The organism is Herpetosiphon sp. NSE202 (genome assembly GCF_042688385.1).
Lineage (GTDB): Bacteria > Chloroflexota > Chloroflexia > Chloroflexales > Herpetosiphonaceae > Herpetosiphon.
Genome location: NZ_JBHUPY010000017.1, coordinates 24,663 through 46,884, shown reverse-complemented (window position 1 = coordinate 46,884; position 22,222 = coordinate 24,663). Strand labels below are relative to the sequence as shown.

The window sequence follows — 22,222 nt, the reverse complement described above, 5'->3', positions numbered from 1 at the left end:
TACGTTGCATGGCGGCGTGGAGTTGCTATAATGCGCGCAGCAACGAAGCTGATGAGCAATGGTGCTATTTAACATTCCCACTGCGGAGGCTTTTGGTATGAAGAAGATTCCTGTTGGTGTGCTAGGCGCAACAGGGATGGTTGGACAACGCTTTTTGAGTTTGTTGATCGATCACCCCTATTTTGAAGTAACGGTTGTTGCAGCTTCGGAGCGTTCGGCTGGTAAGACCTTGGCCGAAGCTGGCCGCTGGATGATCGGTGGCGAAATGCCTAGCCAATTTGCCAAGATGACCGTCCAGCCAGTTGATCAGGTTGGTGATGTTGGTTTAGTGTTTAGTGCCTTGCCCAGTGATGCTGCTGGCCCGACCGAAATTGCTTGGGCTAAGTCTGGGGCTTTGGTGTTCTCAAACGCTGGCGCGCATCGCCGAGATCCACTCGTGCCGCTGTTGGTCCCCGAAGTTAACCCCGACCATGTTAATTTGTTGGAGCTGCAACGCCAACACTATGGTTGGAGCGGCGGCATTTTGACCAACCCCAACTGCACAACCACCCACGCTGTACTGCCAATGCGGGCTTTGCACGATGCCTTTGGCCTAAGCAAAGTCTTGTTGGTTAGTATGCAAGCCATCTCAGGCGCTGGCTACCCGGGCGTGCCAAGCCTCGATATTATTGATAATGTTGTGCCGCTGATCAAAGGTGAAGAAGAGAAAGTCGAGTGGGAGCCACGCAAGTTGCTGGGCACGCTTGGCGCTCAGGGCGTAGAAGAAGCCCAAATCACCATCAGCGCCCACTGTAATCGGGTGGCCGTTATCGATGGCCACACCGAATGTTTATCATTGGCCTTCGAGCGCCCGCCAGCCGACGAAGCAGAATTGATTGCAGCCTTACGTGAATTCAAGGCCGAGCCACAAACCCTCAATTTGCCGAGTGCTCCCACCCACCCCATTTTGGTCACCGAATTGGCCGATGGCCCACAACCGCGCCGCGATCGCGATGCAGAACGTGGCATGGCAACAACCGTTGGCCGTGTTCGCCGCTGCCCAATTCTCGATTATAAATTAGTCTTGTTGGGGCACAATACCTTGCGCGGAGCCGCTGGGGGTTCGTTGCTCAATGCAGAATTAATGGTCGCCAAAGGCCTAATCAAAGCCTAAAATAAATCGCGCCCAGCATTGATGGTGAGTGATGCTGGGCGCGATTTAATTAAATAGTATTGATCACCACGATGATCAGCCCGATCAGCATAAATACGCCGCCAACGGAGCGAAAGGTCTGGTGCAGCCGTTGGGTAAACACCAGATCAGTGCCACGCCGCGCATCGCTATAGAACCATTGCTCACGAAATTGGCGCGAAACCAAGAGAATTCCACCAAAGAGCATTAATAACACTGCAAAGAGAACCATCAACACACCCCTCATAAAACTGGATATCTAGCTGTATCGTATCATATCAAACTTGGTTAATCATTGAGCTATTCAGGCTAAATAGATAAGAATTTGATTAATATCTATAGCTCATTAGTCATCAAGCCGCTAGTACCATAACCATAGCCTACCTAGGATGGCAGCCTAGCAGCATTTGTTCCAAGAGCTAAAATATAAAAAAGCCACCCGTAGGTGACCTTAACCAGCAAGCATCGCTTATCGATTAAATTAACGTCGTCGCCACCAACTTTGCTTTTGAGGTTGAATAAAATATGGCTCAGCTTGGGGAATTTGCGCATCAGAAAGCAACAAATGTGGTAATTCTTCGACCATACGGCGGGCACGCTGCTCGCCAATTAATTTGCTAGCAACAGTAAATGCTTCGTGCATTGCAGGAGCGCGTGCGCCGGTTGGAGCATGCGCATCGCTGGCAATAATTTGGGCCAAATTATGATAGACCATTTGAGTTGTAATATCTTGCAAGCGCTGGCCGTGCCAACCAACCAAGCTGGCAGCAGTAATTTGCACCACCACGCCACGCTCAATTAATGGAATCAAAAGATTAGGATTATCTTGGAAGACCCGAGTGCGCTCAGGATGAGCCAAAATCACCCGATGGCCAGCCAATTGTAAATCAAAAATTGAGCGCTGCAAATGCTCAATCACAATATGGGCTGGCGTTTCCAACAAAACAGCGCGACTGGTGCCATAGCCCAATAAATCGCCTTGACGCAAACGCTCGCTCAAATCGCTGGCAACCACAATTTCCGTGCCTAAAACAACTTGCAAGCCTAATTTTGCGCGTTGCAAATATTCGCGCAACTGCACCACCAAATCGCGTAAGCGCGAAGGAAGATAGAGCCGCGATTGGCTTGAGCCAGGCCCATGTGGCGTAGCAGCCACACATGTTACACCTTCGGCAACTAAGGCGCGGGCAATTGCTAACGAACCACTCCAATCGGTGGGGCCATCATCAATTCCAGGTAGAATATGACAGTGTAAATCGTACATAGAGTGCGCCTTGTTTTAGTTTTAAACTAGACCAAGCAAGTATACCACTATGACATCGCCCCATACGAGTGAATTAGGGGGGACGATACGGAGTAGTAATTAACAAATTTAACTAATCTCTATAGGTGATGGATTATACCGCCATAGACCTAAAAGTCAACGGATTATGTTTGGTTACTACGGCTGCTTTAACACAAAGTACTAGCCAAGACAGGAAAAAAAGCCTTGTACTTGACGAACAAGTGTGCTATACTGCCTTGCAGTGGCGACGCGAAGTCTGCCGCACTTTTTCGTAAGCAAGAGTATCTACAAGGAGTCAGAGTAATGGCAATCTCACCCGAAAAAGAAAAGGCCCTCGCCGCCGCCCTCAGTCAGATCGACCGTCAATTTGGTAAAGGCGCAATTATGCGCATGAGCGATCAACGCTTGTCGATCGAAGCCATTCCAACTGGTTCGATCGCCCTTGACTTAGCACTTGGGGTTGGCGGGATTCCACGGGGTCGGGTGATTGAAATTTATGGTCCAGAAAGCTCAGGTAAAACAACCCTGACCCAACATATTGTTGCCGAAACCCAAAAAATGGGTGGCGTTGCAGCCTTTATCGATGCTGAACACGCCTTTGACCCCGTTTATGCAGCCAATTGTGGTGTCAACGTTGAAGATCTGTTGGTCTCACAACCTGACACTGGCGAACAAGCACTCGAAATTTGTGAAACCTTGGTGCGCTCAGGCGCAATCGACGTGATTGTGGTTGACTCAGTTGCAGCACTCGTGCCACGCGCCGAAATTGAAGGCGACATGGGCGATTCACACGTTGGTTTGCAAGCTCGTTTGATGTCGCAAGCGTTGCGTAAGCTCTCTGGCGCAGTTGCCAAATCACGCACAGCCTTGATCTTTATCAACCAATTGCGGATGAAAATCGGCGTGATGTTCGGCAACCCCGAAACGACAACCGGCGGTAATGCCTTAAAATTCTATGCCTCAGTCCGCTTAGATATTCGTAAAATTGAGAGCATCAAGCAAGGCCAAGATGTGATCGGCGCGCGCGCGCGGGTCAAAGTGGTCAAAAATAAAGTTGCACCACCATTCCGCCAAGCTGAATTCGATATTATGTACAACGAAGGTATCTCGCGCGAAGGCAATATTGTCGATGTTGGCGTAACTATGGAAATTCTGCGCAAAAGCGGGGCTTGGTTCTACCTTGGCGACGATCGCTTGGGCCAAGGCCGCGAAAATGCCAAGCAGTTTCTCAAAGATAATCCAGCCTTAGCTGATGAAGTTGAAAAAATGATTCGGGCTGCCTCACCAGGCGCGCCAACCGCGAAAGTAATTGTCGGTGCTGCTGCTGCTAATGGCGGCGCTGCCCCAGCCGACGATGGCGATGGCATTTTCGACGACGAATAATCGGCTCAGCTAATTAATAGCAAGCGGGCGTAGCATTGGTTTGCTACGCCTTTTTGTTTGAGGAATTGCCATGCCAACTGGAACAATTACCCAACTAGAACTGCAACAGCACGATCGTGAACGGATTAACTTGTATATTGATTCGGTTTTTGCCTTGGGCATTAGCCTGCGCACGCTCGAACAACAAGGCCTCTACAAAGGCAAAGTGCTGAGCGAGAGCGATTGGCAAGCAATTGCCCAAGCAGAAGAGGTCGATAAAGCCTATAACGCGGCCTTGGTGTTTCTAGCGGCTCGCCCACGCTCAAGCCAAGAAATTCGCACTCGGCTGCGCAAACGCGAGTTTCCCGATGAGCATATTGATCTCGCGATTGAAAAACTCGCCCAAATTGGCTTGGTTAACGATGCAGCCTTTGCCCGTTTTTGGGTCGAAAATCGCCAACAACATCGGCCCCGCGGCGCGCGCGCGATTCAAACTGAGCTTAGCCAAAAAGGCGTACAGCGCGATTTGATTAGCGAAGTGTTGAACGAGCTAACCGACCAAGATGAAGAGCAAGAACGAGCGTTTAGCGTGGCCCGCTCGGCGTTGCGGCGCTATGCCAACGAGCCAACCAAAATGGCGTTTAGCCGAAAAATGGCAGGCTTGTTGCAACGCCGTGGCTTTGGCTTCGATACGATTAAGCCAGTGCTTGACCAACTTTGGCAGGAGCTTCAAAATAACGCCGAACCAGATGAAATCGATTAAGTTGCGCGGCGCACATGTGGTTGAAGCAGCGGCTGCATGGCTTTTTCGAGGGTCAGATAATTCTTAACCATGTTGGCTTGGAGATTCAAGTTCACCAATGCGGTTGCTACTTCTGGGCGCAAACCAACTAAAATGGTTTGCGTGCCCAGCAATTGCGACGCTTTGGCAATTTGAATGATTGTTTCAGCAACAACTTGGTCAATTAATGAAACTCCAGTTATATCCAAAATAATGGTATGGGCATGCACCCGCTCAATCGCAGCAAAAATATCGTTTTTCAAAATCTGAGCATGATCAGCAGCCATTTCGCCAATTAATGGAGCAATTAATACTCGTGGTAGCACCGGAATAACCGGAATATTGAGTTGCGCAACAATGGTTTGGCTAATTTGCAGTTCTTCGAGCGCTTGTTGCAATCCATGCTCACGTTGCGCAAGCTCATCGAGGGCTGTTTGTAAGCGCTGATTGCGCTCGGCAACCTTTTGTTCTAATAAATTATGGAGCTGTTGCGCTTCATCCTCGCGTTGCAATAAATTATAAATCTCCATATGTAAGCTGCTACCAAAACGCTCAACTAATAAAGCTTGGCTAATAATCCCAATTGTTAGGGTTACAAAAATAACCCAAAAATTTTCAATCATGTCGATTGGTTTTAACATACCAGCATATTCGAGTATTCCAACCAATGCAACAATTGCAATTGAAATTACTGCATTAATAATCAAGACTCTACGATTATTGAGCAAGGCACTGATAATTAACGGAATTGTAAAGAAAACAAAGCCATAGGTGCTATTTTCACGTAAAATCCCAACCACTGAATAGCCAAGCAATAACATCAATTGAATGCTGCCACTCACAATCATCGCAGCCCGCTGCAAGGCATTATGGCGGACTTGGTGCAGTGCAATCGCTGAGCCAATGCCCATAATTGAATAGGCTCCCATCGCCATCAACAGTTGCTTGAAGGTATCAGCGGTTGCAGGAAAAATGACGAAAATAAGCGCTGAACTGATCACGCCAAAGACCGCAATCACAAACAAGCCAAGCACAATTGCTTGGAATGCGCGAGCTTGGCGGCGTTCAATCAGCTTCTGTTGTGGTAATTGATCAAGCCATATCCGCCAACGCTTGCGCATACGCCATCCCCTCTGCTAATTCAATACAAGTCGTTGATTGATTAACGATAAAACTGCCTGTTCAAGGTTGGCGAAGGTCTGAATCGATGGGAATTTAATGTGCAATGCAATCAGGGTTTCGGCCACCTCAGGCCGCAAACCGACCAAAATTGTCCGCACCTCAAGAAAGCGCACGGTGCTGGCAATATGTAGGAGTGCTTTGCCAATAAAAGTATCGATTGTCGTCACACCCGTGACATCAAGAATAATTGTGTGGGCTTTGTTTGCTTCAATTGCATTGAAAATGTTCTCGGCAAAGGCCTCAGCCCGTTCACCAGAAACCTCGCCAACCAAGGGAATAACCAAAATTCGTGGCAAGATTGGCAAGGCTGGGGCACTGAGTTGGGTAAAAAGCTGTTTGCTATGCTGGAGTGTATCGAGGGTATGCTGTAAATCAAGCTCGCGCTGTTCAAGCTCATTTAGGGCTTGGCGCAAACTGGTGGTGCGCTCATTGACCGTTGTTTCAAGCGAATCGCGCAATTGGCTCAGGCTAGCCTCGCGATCTAAGGCTTCGTGCAAGGTCGTACGCAGGTTACTGCCAAAGCGATCAACAATCACTGCCTGCAACATCGTGAGCAAGCTAAAAGTACCAACAATTGCTTGCAGATTGATTGGTAGCAGCAATTTGCCAGCCCAACCCTGTGATTCAGCCCAACCAATCAGCGCAAAAATCGCCAGCGTCAGGCCAGTCATACCAAAAACTACCCGCCGATTGCTCAACAGGCCAGCTAAAACGATCGGCATCGAAAATGAAACCAGCGTAAAGCCCACCGCTTGGGTATACACGCCAATCGCCCAAAACGAAATCAATAACTGAATCAGGAAATTACTCAATAAAATCAAAATAGCTTGTTGCAAGGCATTGCATCGAATGCGCCAAAGTACCAACAATGAACTCAATCCCAACACGCTATAACAAACGACTGCCAGCAACAATTGGTTCGCGGAGCCACTGGTCAGCGGTGCCGTGACAACCCCAATCGCTGAAACGAGGATAAGCGTCAGCACCATATGTTGAAGCAACAGCGCTTGGCGACGTTCAACCACATGTTGTTGTGGCAAGCGCTCAAGCCATGCCCGCAATCGCATAACCATAAGGGGGATTCCTTAGCTATCTAGATTCGCTTTATTATCCCCCCAATGTCAACTATTTGCCTTGTTGATCGTCCTGTTTTAACCTACCCCGTAGAGGGGATATTCTGGTTAATCAACTCGCAGCAGAAGTGAGGATTTCATGCCATTCGTCAGCTTGGGGCTTTGCTGAATTCCGGCCAGATCGCAGGCATCAAGCACTGCCCGATACGCAGCTTCAAAGATAACTTGAACATCGTAGCTTTGGCCAGCGGCAAGCTGTTCGATTAGTTTGGCGGTGAACAACGAATTGGCTTCACCAGGCAAAATGTAGGATTGCTCGCTATCTTGGCAGCCAGCCAAAAGCATTTGATTGATAGGAATTGGATCGCGAGCAGTGCGAACTGGCATCACAGCCGCGCCAATAATCTGCTTCACCAAGCCGTTTGGCAATTCTTTGGCGATCAAGCCAGTTGGAGCCATCGCTGCCGAGCCGCTATGACAGGCATCGAGCACCACCAGCAAGGGGGCTTTTTCGCGAATTGGCGTGAGCCATGCCCGCAACTCATCATCGCGCACGAAGCTGCTTAGGCCTTGCTCCAAGCCACATTCATAGGGGCATAAAAATTCTTCTTTGCCATCATCCTCATCGCCATTATCGTCGTCGAAGCTCGCGCCATGGCCTGAATAATAAAAAATCGCCAGATCATCGGCAGTTACTTCTGCTGCCAGCCATTCCAAGGCAGCCTGAAGCTGGGCTTTGGTTGCCTGCTGATCCAACAGTACTCGCTCAAGCAGCGGCTGGTTGCTCAAGGGCCGCAGCGCATTCAAAAACGCTTGGACATCATCACGACAGGTTGGCAAGGGCAGAATTGCCGGATTGGCATAGACACTGATCCCAACCGCCACCACCAGCAAACGCTTTGGCATATGTTGCTCCTTCATCGTTTTCCAATTGGAATAAAGGCTGCCCAAAAAAATGGATGGGCCAAATGTGGCTTATCTGGCTGGGCAATCACTAGTTGCTTGGCTTTGGTCAAGATTGCGGCTTTATCGGCGTTTGGTTGCTGGCTGAGCAAGCCAAAATAGGCTGTAACCAAATCCATCGTTGCCAAGACATCGACCGACCACAAGCTCGCAATAATCGTGGGACTGCCACGGTACATGAGCGCCCGCGTGAGACTATTGATGCCCTCACCACGCGAAATTAAGCCCAAGCCAGCTTGGCAGGCTGCCAAAAAAATCAATTCGGTCTGCGGCAACTGCAGTTCAAACAGATCATGAATCGCCAAAAAGCCATCTTGGCCGCTGTGCTCGCTGCTGCCATCAGGGGCCGCCAAATTAAAAACCAAGCCCGAAAATTGGGGATATTTATCGTTGAACACGCCATGGCCAGCAAAAATAATGTAGCGCATAGCCTGCTCGTTCAAAATGCGTTTGAAATTAGCTTCGTTTGATTGAAATTCGGCCTGGGCTGGGGTGTGATCTGCTTGCCATGCAGTGAGTTGCACGGTGGGGCCATGCTGGGCTAATTCAGCCAACACCTTGCTGAGCACGCTGGTTTGGCTCAAATCGCTATAACTCAGCATTAATTCTTGGGCATAGACATGGCCAGGATAAACGCTTGACATATTGGTCTGATAATTAATATTGTAAACACCCAAGGCTACGTGTTCTGCCTGCGGCGTTGTTTGTTGCTGAAGTTGCAGCCAAAGGCTGATCGACTGCGCGCTGGAGATGCTGCCATGATTCAGCCAATAAAATGGCAGCAAATCGTGGCAAATTTGCTCTGGCGTGGCCTGATCGGGCGCAGTTTGGCGATAGGTCGCCGGATCTAGTGGCTGCTGATCGGCATCAAGTGGATCGTCGAAAAACAGCAAATCAAAGGGCAAATAATATAAAATCCCATCAGGAATGATGATAATTTGCTTGCCCCGCAATTGCTCCTTCAACCCCGCCGCCCACAGTGGCGCAAACAATAATTGAACCACCTCGCGATTGGCGCGCACAAACTCTGGCCAACGCGCCGCGCCACGCTGCACATACCAGATTAATCGGGCTACAGCATATTCAATTTTGGCGCGGCAGGCTAGCTCAAACGCCTGCAATTGATGACCATCTGCATACAGCACATAGCTCCATTCGCTGCCAATTGTAAAGCTCAAAATAACCGTGTTTGGGCGTTGCGCCAAAGTGGCTTGGACAGTTGGCCAAGTTGCTAATTGCGGTTGTAAGCCATGATCTTGGTTTTGCAAGGCTTGGGCAATGCTGCTTTGCAAGGCTTGCCAAGCGCCGAAAGCAGCCCGTTGGTCGGCCAATAATGCCACGAGATCAGCGCTGGCAGGTTGTTGCAACGCCAAACGAATTGCCATGCTGCGGGCGGAAATCGCTGCGGCGAGGGCTGCTCGTTGCTGTTTCAATTCGGGGCTAAGTTCACGCTCACGCTCAATCTGGCTGGCTGCCGATAATTGTTCAAAGCCATGGGCACGCAAACTTTCGCTCAGTTCTAGCAAGGGGCGACGGTCGATTGCATGCTTGAAATGAAAATGCATAGCGCATTCGAAGACCTGAAATTTATCTTGCAAGGCTGCCATTTGCCAATCGCTTTGCTGTACATTTTCACGCAGCAGTTGCACCAATTCGCAAGCATTGGCATAGGCTTGCTGGGCTTTGGGCTGGTCATTGAGCGCTTCGTGGGCGCGGGCAATCGTCAACCAAACCCGCCAACCAGCCTCAGGAATCAAAATTCCATGCATTTGGGCTTGTTTGAGCACTGCTTGCGGCTTTAGCTCGCTCAGGCCGATGGCTTGCAAGCAATTTTGGGCTGTGCTCAAGGCAGCGGTGGGCTGGCCCAGCAACAATTGCACTTCGCTGATGTTGGCAAACAAGATAGCTCGTAACATCCGATCAGCAGTTGTTTGGTTGAGCGTCGCCAGCGCCTGTTGCAATAAGTGCAGAGCTTGTTGATAAAGCTGATCTGCTGGCCCTAAATCGTGCAAACTGCCCGCTAAATCGGCCGAGAACCAGCCAGCCTCACGCACTAAATTGGCTTGCAACCAAGCGATATTAGCCTGATTGGCAAGAATCAAACTGCGATACTGCACCAAATTTGGGGCTTGCTCAGCCAAAGCCAAGGCTTCTGCATAGGCTTGTTCTGCTTGGGCCAAGGCGTGGCGATGCTTGGTATATTTCAGCCCCAACCATGCTTCTGGCGGTTGATCGCCGCGCAAGAGCACTTGCTCAGTTTTATCGTAGCTGATATAGCCGCGATGATCGAGCAAATTATTGCGCACAAAAGCAATATTGCCACGATTGATTGCCGCCAAACATTGGCCTTCGTGGTCGTCGGCTGCCAAAAGATTGGCAATGCTCGCATAGCAACGCTCAGCAGCAGCATAATCGCCAAGCATGATCAAACTATTGCCTTGCCATTGTGCCAACAAGCCAACAAAAGCCCGATTTTGGCGCGAATGGCTAGCAAAGTGTTGCTCGTCGAGCAAGGCTTGGCTAGCGGCAATGCTTGAGCCAAAACAGTGTTGGGCGAATTCTGGCTGGCCTAGCCCAAAAGCCAATTCGCCGCGCAAGGCTTCAAGCAACAAACCCAACGGAGCAGGGCAATTCGGAATCTGGCTGAGCAACTGTTGGGCTTGGGTTGGCTGAAATACTTGTTGTTCTGTCCATGCCAACCACCATTGCAGCACCGCTTGCTGGCGTTTGCCAAGCTGAGCATCAACCACCAGTCCCGCCAACAAGGCTTGCCAAACCAATTTAAGTTCATTCAGGGTCTGGGTTGCGGGGGTCGCAAAGCGCAAAATATTCGGCATTGGCACATTGACTGCTGGCAAGGGCAAGCCGCGTTGCGGGCCAGGCGCTGGGGCAGCATCATCATCAGGCCCAGCTTCGGCAGGCGTTAAGGCCATAATTGCTTGGTGCAGCGCTTGGAGCAAGGCTTGATCAGGCGGGTTGTGCAGTTGATAGGCCAGCAAAACCGCCTCAAGCATTGCGCGTAAATCATCGATTAACCCTGGTTTTAATTGATTGTCGAGCAATGGCACAAGCTCGTGCGCAGCTTGGGGATGGGCTGCCCGCACCCGATTGAAGGTTTCAATAATGCCAGCATAATCAGCTAATTGGCGTTGCAGCAAGATTAAGCTAATCGCGGCTTCAAGCTCGTTATTGCTGGCTAAGGCTTGCATAATCGGCTGCCAGAGTGCTGCAATATCGTCAAAAAGAGCGTGGGCATGCAGCTCGCAGGCATACAATTCGGCCTCGTCGGCCACGCACATCGTCCAGCTTGCAGAGCGCGAATCGTTGCTAACGCTGCTACAAAACGCGCGAATTGCTTGGATTTGTTTGGCGCTGAGGGTTGGTTGGTTGGATTGCCAAAGGTTGGGGAGTTGCAGGGGCAGGTTGGTTTGCTGCTGATTCAATTCGCAATACTGCTGAACATTGCCATGCCATAAGGCAAGTTGCTTGGCGCTAGCAATAATACGTTGGTTAAACCCCTGATCAGGCCAGCAATTGGACGCAGCTTGCTGCTGCAAACCAGCAAATACCGCCGGAATCCAATCGAATACCACCAGTTGCAACGCTTGATACAGCGCTTCGCCTTGTTGATATTGCGCAGTTAAGCGTTGTTTTGCTAGCCATTCGGTCAACCAGACTGTGGTCATCCTAGCCTCCAAGCGCGATGTTGGCAGCATTTTAGCAAATTGCCACCCAAAATACGAGCAACCATGCCAAATTTGGGCTTGTTGTGGCTCTAGCTGTTCAATGTTCCAAGGAGCAATCTATGCAACAGTTGTGGCATCGTTGGCAGCAATTGGCCAGCTGGAAGCGCTGGCTAGCGCTAATCATTGGCCTTAGTGGCATCGTCGTGGCTTGGCAAGCATGGCTCTATCGTGGCGATGGCAATTTGCACCTGTTTGTGCCCGCCATTGCTGGCAATAGCGTGTTGGTTCAAACGCCCAACGCCAAGCAAATTGTGATCGATGGCAGCACCGAGCCAATCGCGATTATGGCGCTTATGGGCGAGCGCTTGCCTTTTTGGCAACGCCAGATTGACCTTTTGGTGTTAACCAGCAACGAGCCAGAGCAATTAAGTGGTGCTTTGGCCTTGGCACGTAGTTATCAGATTGGCATCTTGCTGGCCCCAGCATTCGCGCATGATCCTGTTGCTGCTGAGCTAGCCCACGCCTTGAAGCAACAACGCAGTCGCGTGGTCTTTATCGAAGTGGGTCAAACATTAACAATCGATCATGTGCAGGTAACGGTTTTGGCAGCGCCCCAAGCCCAATCGCAGGCAATTATCAAGCTTAGTTTTGGAGAATGGCACAGCTTGATTGGCCTCAATCCAAGCGATCGGGTTGCCAAGCAATTGAATGTAACCCAGCTCCAATGCCAAGTATTAATTTGGCCATGGTCGCGGGGTGATGATCGTTCGCTGGCCAATCGTTGCGGTGCGCAAGCCGTGATTTATAGTCAAGGCCAGCCAGAACAACAAGATCCACGCAGCTATTTTGCCCGTGGCAGCCAAGAACGGCGCTTGCTGCACGAAAAACTCGATGGCTCAGTTCACATTCGCAGCGATGGCCAACGCATGTGGTTGCAAACCCATGCTCAGCCCTAAGCATGCTAAAATAAGCCGCATCGCCACACCCAAGGAGGCCAGTATGCGCAAAAAAGTTGCCCGTGCCTTATTCAACGATCAGCAAGATGAGCCAACAAGCCCACCCAAGCTGATTCGTTTTGGCAGCAATCAAAGCGATCAATGTAGTTTGTATGATGCTCCTGCCAAATTCGAGCAATGTTTGAGCTGTGAGTATCGGCGTGGCAGCAAAGGGCTTGGCATTCTCTGCGGCCATCGCTTTGGGCTTGATCCCACCTATATCAACGGCATTTTGACCCAAATTCGTGATGATGAGATTCTGCCGCTCTAGCGTTGAGCTGCGGGCGTTGGCCGACTTATGCTGAGCACAAACCAAATCACGCCAATAATAATTGCGGTGTAGGCAATTGAATAGACCAAGCCCAACGGTTGAGCAAAGGGAATCGATTTGAAGATAATCAAATTGCTGAGCAACAAATAGACTAAGGTATTGGCCCCAATTGGTTGCAGAAAACGCACAAACCATGAGCTGCGCGCGAGCAAACTGGCAAGGCTAAACCAGAGCAAGGCCGCCGCCAAACCGCCAACAATCCAATGCCAACTTGGCGGAAAGCGGTTAAATGGTTGTTGCTCAAGCGAGCGCCAAACCAACCAAGCAAAACCAAGCCCACCTAGAAGCCACGTTGGCCATGAGCCACGCCATTGTTGCTGAGCGAAGAGCATCCCTAAGAAGAAAATTGGGCTATATTGCAAGGCCGGAAAAGGATAGGCCAGCGGTGGATTCGTGCCAACTAATAAACTTAGTGGCACCGAAGTGACCTTGGCATAGGGAAAAAACGTTGTGCCCAGCAAAAGCCCAATCAAGCCCAGCATGCGCCATGGACGTTGGAGCAACCACCGTAACGGCGAGCGTGCCAGCATTGCAACGCTGAGCAAAATCGCGAAGCTAATCAAAAATTCGCAATACATCGGCAATTTTTGAAATATGATCAGATCAACGAAGCGGGGCCATGTCAGCGGTTGGTTTTCAATCAGTAACATCGACATCAAGCCAGAAACATAATAGGCAACAACTAACTTAATAATCGTGCTGAGCATTTGACGATAACGTGGTTGATCGTTGAGGTAGGCAAAGCGTGCAGTGTAGCCAAAACAAAAGACAAAGCCAGCAAACGAGCTAGCATCGCCAATAAATTCGCCTAATTGAACTTGTTTCCATTGGCGATCAGCACTAAATTTAATTACATGGGCCAGAATCATGCCCCAAACGAGCAAGCCCTTCATCACATCGATGCTATGGTTGCGCGGGCGGGCAGTAGCTACGGGCTGCGCCATGGTCACTCCTTGGATATTCAATCAAGCTAAAAGCTTGTCCAAGAGTACCACGGTTTAAATAATTAACGAATCACACCGCGGCGGATGGCAATTTCGACCAACCACAAACCTAAAGCCAACACGATGAGCCACGGCCACCATTGAATGCTGCTTACTTGGTTGGCAACTTGAATACTTGGGGCAATTTGCTCCAACGTGCCAATTTGGCCTCGACCAAGGCTGGTCAATTGTTGCAACAACGCTGGATTGGCCGAAACCGCCCATTCGCGATTGTAGGGCTGAATCACGCCTGCTTGGCTTTCAAGCCGATTTTGGCTTTGCTCTAAGGCTGCCAAAATATGGTATGCCCCAGTTTGCGGCACATCGGCCACAGCTTGATAGCGGCCAGGGGCAATTTGCGGAGCGCGCAAAACTTGTTCGCTGCCATCGGGAGCCAGCACGCGCAAGCCCACATCGGCTAAATCATAGAGTTCGCCAGTTTCTGCTTGGGCATCGAGGCTAATAATTGCTTGGTTTTGTTGTAGCTCGCTGCTAATGCGCAAATCGCCACGGGCGGGATTGGGGTAGGTAGCAGCAATGATTTGAGCCATCGTATTGCCCCAACTTGGCCACAGCTGCCATGGTGAAGTCCAGCGTTCGCCGCCATCGGAGGTAAATGCACTCGCTCGCCCAAGCCCATATTGCCACGTTGCGAGCAAAATATCGCCTTCGCTGGTGGTGAGCAATTGCTCAGCCTCTGGTTTTGGCGTAACCGCGACATAGCCGCCAAATGGTGGAATTTCGCCAAGGTTAAGGCCGCGAATCGCTGGGTGTGGCGTGACAAGATTTGGCTGAAACTGGCCTTCAGTTAGTGGATTTTCGCGGGCAATTTCTGCTTCTTGCAGCGTCAGGCGCGGAATATCATCGGGCCTTGAGGCAAAGTGATACCGCCCAGCGCCAAGTTTGGCCAATGATTCGAGCAAAACAGTATCAGCATCGCCACCAATTGCAATTGTCGAAAGCGTAATGCCTTGCGCGCGTAATGGAGCAATCAGCGATTCATACGAGCTTTCGCCGCCAGAACGACCGTCGGTCAACAGCACAGCGTGACGAACTTTGCCAGTTTGCTGGGCTAAGCCGCCTAAACCAACATCTAAGGCCTCATAAATATTCGTGCCACCACCAGCACTCAAGCCTGCGATACTATTTTGAATTTCGCTGAGCTGCAAGCCTTGGCCAACCTTAGTGAAATTAACTGTCCAATCATTGGTATCGTCAAAGGCCAACACGCCAATCGTATCATCGGCTCCCAAGGAATCGGTGGCAGCAATCGCGGCGGCCTTGGCAAGGCTAAATTTATCTTTGCCATACTCGCCGAGCATACTGGCCGAGCGATCAAGAATTAACAGCAACGTGACGGTTGGGCGCTCGCGACGTGGCGGTGGCTCCATCGAAACTGGCAATAATTCTTCGAGCGGGGTTCCCGCGTAGCTGCCCAAGTTGTAGCTATTGGTCCCGCCAAGCACGACCACACCATGGCCGAGGCTGCGCACAAATTCACGCAAAGCCAATTGCTGATCAAGGCTTAAATCGTTGGCCGAAATATCTTGCAAAACGATTGAATCATACACTCGTAGTTGGCTTAAGCTGGTGGGCAAAGCCGCTGGCCGCAAGGCTTCGGTCACCAAATTGGCAGCTTCTAAGGCATCGCGCAGGTTAGCCGAACTATCTGGCGAACGCTCAATAATTAGCACCCGTGGCGGCGGGCCAACCACCGTCCAAGCAGCAAGTTGATTGTTAGCTGGTTGTTGATCGTTGGTTGCGAGCAAGCTAGCTTGAAAACGATGAAAGCCGCGTGCGCCAGCCGTCGATTGAAACGAAACCAGATTGCGACCTTCGCTAATGTCGATCGTTCGAGCAGCCAGCCCAACGCCATCGCTGCTCAATTCAAGCCGCACTTGGCCGCTGACGCTCGAATAGAGCACAACATCGGCGCTAAATCGTTCGCCTTCGCGCAAGGCAGGCGGCACAATCAGCGATTCAACCCGAATATCGGTTTCGGGATAGCTCATTGGCACGCTATGCAAACGAATTGCGCGCTGGGCAAAACTGCTAACCTGATTCTGCCCGCTGGTTGTTGTGCTGGCTCCATCGCTGAGCAAAATAATATCGCCGCCTTGCGGCAATAAACCACCAGCAAACTGCAACGCTCCAGCCAAATCGCTGCCATTTGGGTCAATTGCTGGGCGTTGGTTGGTTTGGCTCACCTGCACATCGGCCCCAAAAGCCAGCAAGCGCACTGGGCGTTGCTCAATTTGTTGCTCGTAAAAAGCAACAGCCTCGTTCCAAGCAGCATCACGCACATCGCTGGGCAAATTGGCCGATTGATCGACGAGCAAAATTAGTGGGCTAGCTTGTTGATTGGCTTGGCTGCGCGGTAGGGCCAGCGCCAGCACAATACAGCCGAGGATCGCCAAGCGCAGCCCAATTATGCGCCAATCGAGCGTTGCTCGCCGCGCAATCCACCAGCCAACCAAAACTATAATCAGGAACAAGCCCAAAAATATCATGCAAGCGCCATCGTGAGGTTGTCACAACAAATCATCGTTTGAAGCATACCATAAATAGAAGAATGAATTATGAGGGATGAATTATGAACCACTCTTTTAGAAAATAAGAAGGATGAGGGATGAATTATGAAGTGCTTCTTGAGTGAAATAAGGCTCTCGGCTGAAGACTATAGGCTGTAGAAAAATACACAGTCAAGGATCAAAAACCACACTTCGTGATCTTCGCGTTCTTCGTGGTTAATTTCATCCCTCATAATTCATAATTCATCCTTACCATTAACGGATTTCATTCAAAAGTCGCGGATCGTGGCGGGCAAACTCTGTTATAATGAACACGTCTGTTCGATTATTCAGCTCCCCAAGCGCTGCCGCAGGAGTAACGCTAGGGGCTTTTTCCTGTTCAAGCACCAAAAAAGTGCTTAAATACATAGATTTTACGATAAAGGCGGGTGTATGGCGCAGGATAAAATTGTCATCAAGGGCGCTCGTGAGCACAATCTTAAAAACATCGACATCGAACTTCCACGTGATCAATTAGTTGTGTTGACCGGTGTTTCTGGTTCTGGCAAATCATCGTTAGCCTTTGATACGTTATATGCTGAAGGCCAGCGCCGCTATGTTGAATCGCTCTCATCGTATGCGCGCCAGTTTTTGGGCCAACTCGAAAAGCCCAAGGTCGATTTTATCGGCGGGCTATCGCCAGCGATTGCAATCGAACAAAAATCTGCCTCGAAAAACCCGCGCTCAACTGTGGGCACTGTGACCGAAATTTATGATTATCTGCGGGTTTTGTTTGCGCGGATTGGCGTGCCACATTGCCATAATTGTGGCAAACCTATCGGCTCGCAAACTGCCGAACAGATGGTTAATCGAGTTAACGAGTTACCCAAAGGCACGCGCTTTATGATTTTAGCGCCCATGGTTGCCGCTCGTAAAGGCGAATACAAAGATATTTTCGACGATGCTCGCGCTCAAGGGTTTTCGCGGGTACGGGTCGATGGCGAAATTCGCGACCTGCAAGACGACATTAAACTCAACAAAAAAGTTAAACATACGATTGATATTGTGGTTGATCGCTTGGTTGTGCCCACCGAGGATGATGAAACCTTCAGTTCGCGACTCAACGATAGCGTTGAAACCGCGCTGCGCACTGCCAATGGCACAATTATCATCGCCCTGCCAGAGTTTGCCCAACAAACTGAAAAATCAAAAACCAAAAAAGCCAAGGCAAAAGCGGTAGCTGAAGTTGAAGAAGAACTGTTGCCCGAAGAAGAAACCAGCATTACTGGCTTGAACGCCGCTGGCGATATTGTGATGAGCGAAGATTATGCCTGTGTTGATTGTGGCATTTCGTTCCTTGAACTCAACCCGCAAATGTTCTCCTTCAATGCGCCCCAAGGTGCATGCCCTTCCTGCGCTGGCTTGGGCACGCGCTTGGAAGTTGACCCCGAACTCTTGGTACCAAACCCCAATTTATCGTTGCACGATGGCGCGGTGACGTATTGGGGCGAGTTGCGCAAAAAAGTTGGCAGCTGGGGCTATCGCGCTTTGCAAGCAATCGCCGCGCACTATAAATTTGACCTTGATACACCGTGGAAAGATCTCGCGCCACGGGTGCGTGAGGTCTTGACCCAAGGCTCCGGCAGCGAAAAAGTTAAGCATGTTTGGAGCGAAGGTCAATCCAAGGGCGAATATTATCGCCGCTGGGAGGGCTTGGGAGCCGAAATTATGCGCCGCTTCCAGCAAACTGGCGTGGAAAATATGCGCGAGCATTATCAACAATGGATGAGCGATCAGCCATGTCATGCTTGTCATGGTGCAAAATTGCGGCCAGAAAGTTTGGCAGTGACGGTTGGCGATGAAAATATTCAGCAAATTTGTGCCAAAACTGTGGCCCAAGGCTATGCATGGGCTTGTGGCCTGACTGGCAGCGATGCTCACTGGGTCAGCCGCGATGGCCTCGATACCACGGTGCTGCCGTTGCTGGCTTCAGCACCAACGCCGGTCAAACTTGATGGTCGGCAGCTGGAAATTGCTGGCGAAGTGCTCAAAGAAATTCGCGAGCGTTTGGGCTTTTTGCTCAACGTCGGCTTGCACTATCTGACGCTTGACCGCTCGGCTCCATCGCTCTCTGGCGGCGAGGCCCAACGCATTCGCTTGGCTTCGCAAATTGGCGCAGGTTTGATGGGCGTGATGTATATTCTCGATGAGCCATCGATCGGCTTGCACCAACGTGATAATCGCAAATTGATCGATACCTTGACCAAATTGCGCGACCTTGGTAACACCGTAATTGTGGTTGAGCACGACGAAGATACTATGAAGGCCGCCGATTGGCTGGTTGACTTCGGGCCTGGGGCTGGGGTCAATGGTGGCAAAGTTGTGGCCGAAGGCAAGCCTGAATATATCAGCAGCAATGGTTCGTTGACTGGCAGCTATTTGTCTGGGCGCTTGAAAATTGAAGTGCCACCAGCCCGCCGCCCAGCCAAAGGCCACATCACTTTGCGCGGCGCGACCCACAACAACCTCAACAACCTCGACATCACGATTCCCTTGGGCACGTTGATTGCGGTAACTGGGGTTTCTGGCTCGGGCAAATCGTCGCTCATCACCGAGACGCTCTATCCAGCGCTGGCCAATTTGCTCAATCGCGCCCAACTGCGAGTTGGCAAATACGATACACTCGAGGGTTTAGAGCAGCTTGATAAAGTGATCGACATCGATCAGCAACCAATTGGCCGCACACCACGCTCGAATCCAGCAACCTATGTTAAGTTGTTTGATCAGATTCGTGAGGTGTTTTCGAACACACCTGATGCCAAGTTGCGTGGCTATGAGCCAGGTCGTTTCTCGTTCAATGTCAAAGGTGGGCGCTGTGAAGCCTGCCAAGGCAACGGCGAGCAAAAGATCGAAATGCACTTCTTGGCCGATGTTTGGGTGCGCTGCGACGAGTGCAAAGGCAAGCGCTACAATCGTGAAACCTTGCAAGTGCGCTACAAAGGCAAAACGATCTCCGACGTGCTCGATATGGATGTGCATACAGCGCTTGAGTTCTTCGAGAACCATCCTAAGCTCAAGCGGGTGCTGCAAACCTTGCACGATGTCGGCTTGGATTACATCAAACTTGGTCAATCAGCAACGACGCTCTCTGGTGGCGAGGCCCAACGGGTCAAATTGGCCAAAGAATTAGCGCGGGTGGCTACAGGCCGCACAATCTACATTCTCGATGAGCCAACCACAGGCTTGCACTTCGCTGACGTGCAAAATCTCTTGCGGGTGATTCAGCGCTTGGTCAACGCTGGCAACACCGTCTTGGTGATCGAACACAGCCTTGATGTGATCAAAACTGCCGATTGGATCATCGACCTTGGGCCTGAGGGCGGCACTGGTGGCGGGCAGATTATCGCCCAAGGCACGCCCGAAGAAGTTGCGCAACACCCAACCTCGCATACGGCGGTCTTCTTGCGCGATTTGCTGAACGTTGACTGAAATTAACTAGAAAATGCCCGCTAGCTGCTCGATTTGAACAGTTAGCGGGCATTTGAATTTAATACTTAAAGCTTAGTTGCCACAATTTCATCGAGCAAGGCATTACAAGCTTCGTTCAACATGGCATAGACTTCTTCAAAATTGCCAGTGTACCAGGGGTCGGGCACGTCGCGGCCTTTGATTCCATTGGGAATATAATCGAGTATCAAGCGTACCTCAGCCCCATCAGCCCCCAAAACTGTTTGCATATCGCGGCGATTTTGGGTATCCATGGCAATCAAATACTCAAAATTTTGTTGATCGATTTTGCCAAATTGGCGGCCTCGGTGGCTGAGGCTAATGCCATTGTGGCGCAGAATGCGCATGGTGCCATGATGGGGCTCATCGCCAACATGATAATGGCTGGTGCCAGCCGAATCGACTTCAATCGCATGACTTAGCTTTCGTTGCTCGACCAAGTGGCGCATAATCCCCTCGGCCATTGGCGAACGACAAATATTGCCTAAACAAACGAATAAGACCCGAACCATGCACACTCCTTCAAAATACCGCTAAGCAAGTCAAAAACAGGCTCTAGTATACCAGTTTGACGTGAATTTAAAGATCGGGTATAGTCTCGCGATATAAAAACAATTTAGTCGGAAATAACTGTCTAAATAGACATCGTAGCACACATTCTTGGAGGGTCTGGTTTTGAAATTACGCCAAATGGTAGGGTTATGCGGCTGTGGCATTGCCCTGGGTTTCGGTGGCTGGGCATATGCTGAATCCCAGCACACCAACGCAAATCTGAATCAAGAAACGATTGTGGCGTTTACTGGCGGCGCGAGCGAGCATGCTGGCTATGCGGTTGCCGACGCTGGCGATATTAATAATGATGGCCTGAGCGATAGCTTGGTCGGCGCGTGGGTCGCTGCGCCGTTAGGCCGCCCCAGTGCTGGTACCACGTATTTGATTTGGGGCCAAGCAATGACCGCAACCTTGCAAGCCCCCGATCTGGCCGAACGGGGCGTAGCAATTTATGGGGCCAGTCAGGGTGCTTCATCTGGCTGGAGCGTGACTGGCCTTGGCGATGTCAACGGCGACCAAATCGACGACTTTGCAATTGGCGCGTGGGGCGAATCGCCCAATGATCGCTCGACCGCTGGCAGTGTATTTGTGGTTTGGGGCGGCTCGCTGACCACAACCCTCGATTTGGCAGCGCTTGGCAATCATGGCTATCGCATCGATGGCGCAGTTGGCGGCGATCGCGTCGGCTATTCGCTGGCTGGGGTCGACGATCTCAACGGCGACGGCTTGAACGAGGTTGTAATCGGCGCAATTGGCGTTGATGGCAGCGCCGATAATGTTGGCGCGGCCTATGTGGTTTGGGGCAAAGCCACCACCAGCACCATCGATTTGGCAACCGCCACGAACTATGGTTATCGCATCGACGGCGCAGCCGCTGCTGATCGCGCTGGTAGCGCCGTGGGTAGCACCAGCGACATGAATGGCGATGGCAAGCCTGAGATTTTGGTTGGCTCGTATGTTGCCGATCCCTTGGGGCGCAGCGCTGCTGGCAGCGTGGCCGTAGTTTGGGGCGCAAATACCAATAGCGCATTCCACATTGGCGCATTAGCCCAAAACGGCTTTGTGATTGCAGGCGCTGGCACAAGCAATCGCGCTGGAATTAGCGTGGTTGGCACTGGCGATGTCAATGGCGACCAACGGGGCGATTTAGCAGTTGGCAGCGACCAATTTCCTGCTGGTGGCGCTGGCCGCGTCGATTTGGTGTATGGTGCAGCCTTGAGCGGCACGCTCGATTTGGCTCAGCCATTGAGCAACACGGTGCGCTTTGTGGGAGAGCAACCAGGTGATGAGGCAGGGTTCTCGGTGGGCTACAGCGATCAACAGCTGATTATCGGGGCCTATGGGGTTGATAGTAGCCTTGGCAGCGATACTGGTCGGGTGTATGTCATCAATACACCACCAGTCAGCAACACGATTAACTTGGCTCAATTGACAGCTGAACAGGGCTATAGCCTTGATGGCGTTGTTGGCGGTGGCCGCCTTGGGCGGGCGGTAGCGGGCTTAGGCGATGCTACTGGCGATGGGCATGGCGATTTGCTTCTGGGGGCCGACCTTGCTGGCAGCCAGACCGAAGGCCAAGCCTATATCGTTGGTCGCCTGCCAACAGCAGTTTATCTGCCGATGATCACGAAGTAATCGGCGGTTGTTTCAGCAACAGCAGCGGCATCACTGGTTCTCCGGTGTCGCTGCTGTTGGTGTTTTAGAATAGTTTTTGATCCACGAAGCGCACGAAGAGCACGAAGAAGAATAACCGCGAAGAATGCGAAGCGCACGAAGTTTGGCTATTGGCTATTGGCTTCTGATTTTTGACTTCTGACTTTTGACTTTTGCTTTCGTGGCAT

16 protein-coding genes are annotated in these 22,222 nt (G+C 50.9%); 7 read left to right on the top strand and 9 right to left on the bottom strand.

The annotated features are described in order from the left end of the window. The first annotated feature begins 97 nt into the window (after positions 1-97). Positions 98-1,153: an aspartate-semialdehyde dehydrogenase gene (asd, locus tag ACFMKP_RS19595; RefSeq protein ID WP_382294294.1), complete on the top strand. Its 1,056-nt coding sequence runs from the start codon at positions 98-100 to the stop codon at positions 1,151-1,153. A gap of 49 nt (positions 1,154-1,202) precedes the next feature. Here asd and ACFMKP_RS19590 read toward each other — a convergent pair whose 3' ends face one another. Next, a complete protein-coding gene (locus ACFMKP_RS19590) occupies positions 1,203-1,403 on the bottom strand; it encodes a hypothetical protein (RefSeq protein WP_382294292.1) in 201 nt (66 codons plus the stop codon). 249 nt (positions 1,404-1,652) lie between these two features. Continuing rightward, on the bottom strand, positions 1,653-2,435 hold the full coding sequence (locus ACFMKP_RS19585; protein ID WP_382294290.1) for a tyrosine-protein phosphatase: 783 nt from the start codon (positions 2,433-2,435) through the stop codon (positions 1,653-1,655). Positions 2,436-2,759: 324 nt separating this feature from the next. Here ACFMKP_RS19585 and recA point away from each other — a divergent pair, with 324 nt between their 5' ends. Both recA and ACFMKP_RS19575 read left to right on the top strand, forming a co-directional pair. Beyond that, the gene (recA, locus tag ACFMKP_RS19580) at positions 2,760-3,839 is read left to right on the top strand and encodes a recombinase RecA (RefSeq protein ID WP_054535479.1); all 1,080 of its coding nucleotides are present in this window, start codon (positions 2,760-2,762) and stop codon (positions 3,837-3,839) included. A 70-nt stretch (positions 3,840-3,909) separates the two neighbouring features. Next, a complete protein-coding gene (locus ACFMKP_RS19575) occupies positions 3,910-4,581 on the top strand; it encodes a RecX family transcriptional regulator (RefSeq protein ID WP_382294287.1) in 672 nt (223 codons plus the stop codon). Here the strand turns inward: ACFMKP_RS19575 and ACFMKP_RS19570 are convergent. The 4 genes from ACFMKP_RS19570 to ACFMKP_RS19555 all read right to left on the bottom strand — a co-directional run bounded on the left by ACFMKP_RS19570 (position 4,578) and on the right by ACFMKP_RS19555 (position 11,503). Further along, positions 4,578-5,720 carry an STAS domain-containing protein gene (locus ACFMKP_RS19570; protein ID WP_382294285.1) on the bottom strand — a complete coding sequence of 381 codons (1,143 nt, stop codon included), beginning with the start codon at positions 5,718-5,720 and terminating at the stop codon, positions 4,578-4,580. The two genes, ACFMKP_RS19575 and ACFMKP_RS19570, sit on opposite strands and share 4 nt — an antisense overlap. A gap of 15 nt (positions 5,721-5,735) precedes the next feature. After that, positions 5,736-6,854 (bottom strand): STAS domain-containing protein, encoded by a 1,119-nt coding sequence (locus ACFMKP_RS19565; protein WP_382294283.1) that lies wholly within the window; start codon positions 6,852-6,854, stop codon positions 5,736-5,738. Between the two features lie 108 nt (positions 6,855-6,962). Beyond that, a complete protein-coding gene (locus tag ACFMKP_RS19560) occupies positions 6,963-7,760 on the bottom strand; it encodes a caspase domain-containing protein (protein WP_382294281.1) in 798 nt (265 codons plus the stop codon). An 11-nt stretch (positions 7,761-7,771) separates the two neighbouring features. Then, complete coding sequence (locus ACFMKP_RS19555; RefSeq protein WP_382294279.1) at positions 7,772-11,503, bottom strand: CHAT domain-containing protein; 3,732 nt, start codon at positions 11,501-11,503, stop codon at positions 7,772-7,774. Between the two features lie 119 nt (positions 11,504-11,622). Between ACFMKP_RS19555 and ACFMKP_RS19550 the strand changes: the two genes are divergently transcribed. Then, complete coding sequence (locus tag ACFMKP_RS19550) at positions 11,623-12,459, top strand: hypothetical protein (RefSeq protein ID WP_382294277.1); 837 nt, start codon at positions 11,623-11,625, stop codon at positions 12,457-12,459. Positions 12,460-12,502: 43 nt separating this feature from the next. Continuing rightward, complete coding sequence (locus tag ACFMKP_RS19545; protein ID WP_382294275.1) at positions 12,503-12,769, top strand: hypothetical protein; 267 nt, start codon at positions 12,503-12,505, stop codon at positions 12,767-12,769. On the opposite strand, the gene ACFMKP_RS19540 is transcribed toward ACFMKP_RS19545, so the two are convergent. After that, a complete protein-coding gene (locus ACFMKP_RS19540) occupies positions 12,766-13,773 on the bottom strand; it encodes a hypothetical protein (protein WP_382294273.1) in 1,008 nt (335 codons plus the stop codon). The genes ACFMKP_RS19545 and ACFMKP_RS19540 overlap by 4 nt on opposite strands. Before the next feature lie 62 nt (positions 13,774-13,835). Then, positions 13,836-16,322, bottom strand: a complete 2,487-nt coding sequence (locus ACFMKP_RS19535) for a VWA domain-containing protein (protein WP_382294271.1) — start codon at positions 16,320-16,322, stop codon at positions 13,836-13,838. Positions 16,323-16,775: 453 nt separating this feature from the next. On the opposite strand from ACFMKP_RS19535, the gene uvrA reads away from it, so the two are divergent. Then, positions 16,776-19,811: an excinuclease ABC subunit UvrA gene (gene uvrA / locus ACFMKP_RS19530; RefSeq protein WP_382294269.1), complete on the top strand. Its 3,036-nt coding sequence runs from the start codon at positions 16,776-16,778 to the stop codon at positions 19,809-19,811. Positions 19,812-19,876: 65 nt separating this feature from the next. Here the strand turns inward: uvrA and ACFMKP_RS19525 are convergent, their stop codons facing one another. Next, positions 19,877-20,341, bottom strand: a complete 465-nt coding sequence (locus tag ACFMKP_RS19525; RefSeq protein ID WP_382294267.1) for a low molecular weight protein-tyrosine-phosphatase — start codon at positions 20,339-20,341, stop codon at positions 19,877-19,879. 163 nt (positions 20,342-20,504) lie between these two features. Between ACFMKP_RS19525 and ACFMKP_RS19520 the strand changes: the two genes are divergently transcribed. Further along, on the top strand, positions 20,505-22,016 hold the full coding sequence (locus ACFMKP_RS19520) for an integrin alpha (RefSeq protein ID WP_382294265.1): 1,512 nt from the start codon (positions 20,505-20,507) through the stop codon (positions 22,014-22,016). The last annotated feature ends 206 nt before the right edge of the window (positions 22,017-22,222 follow it).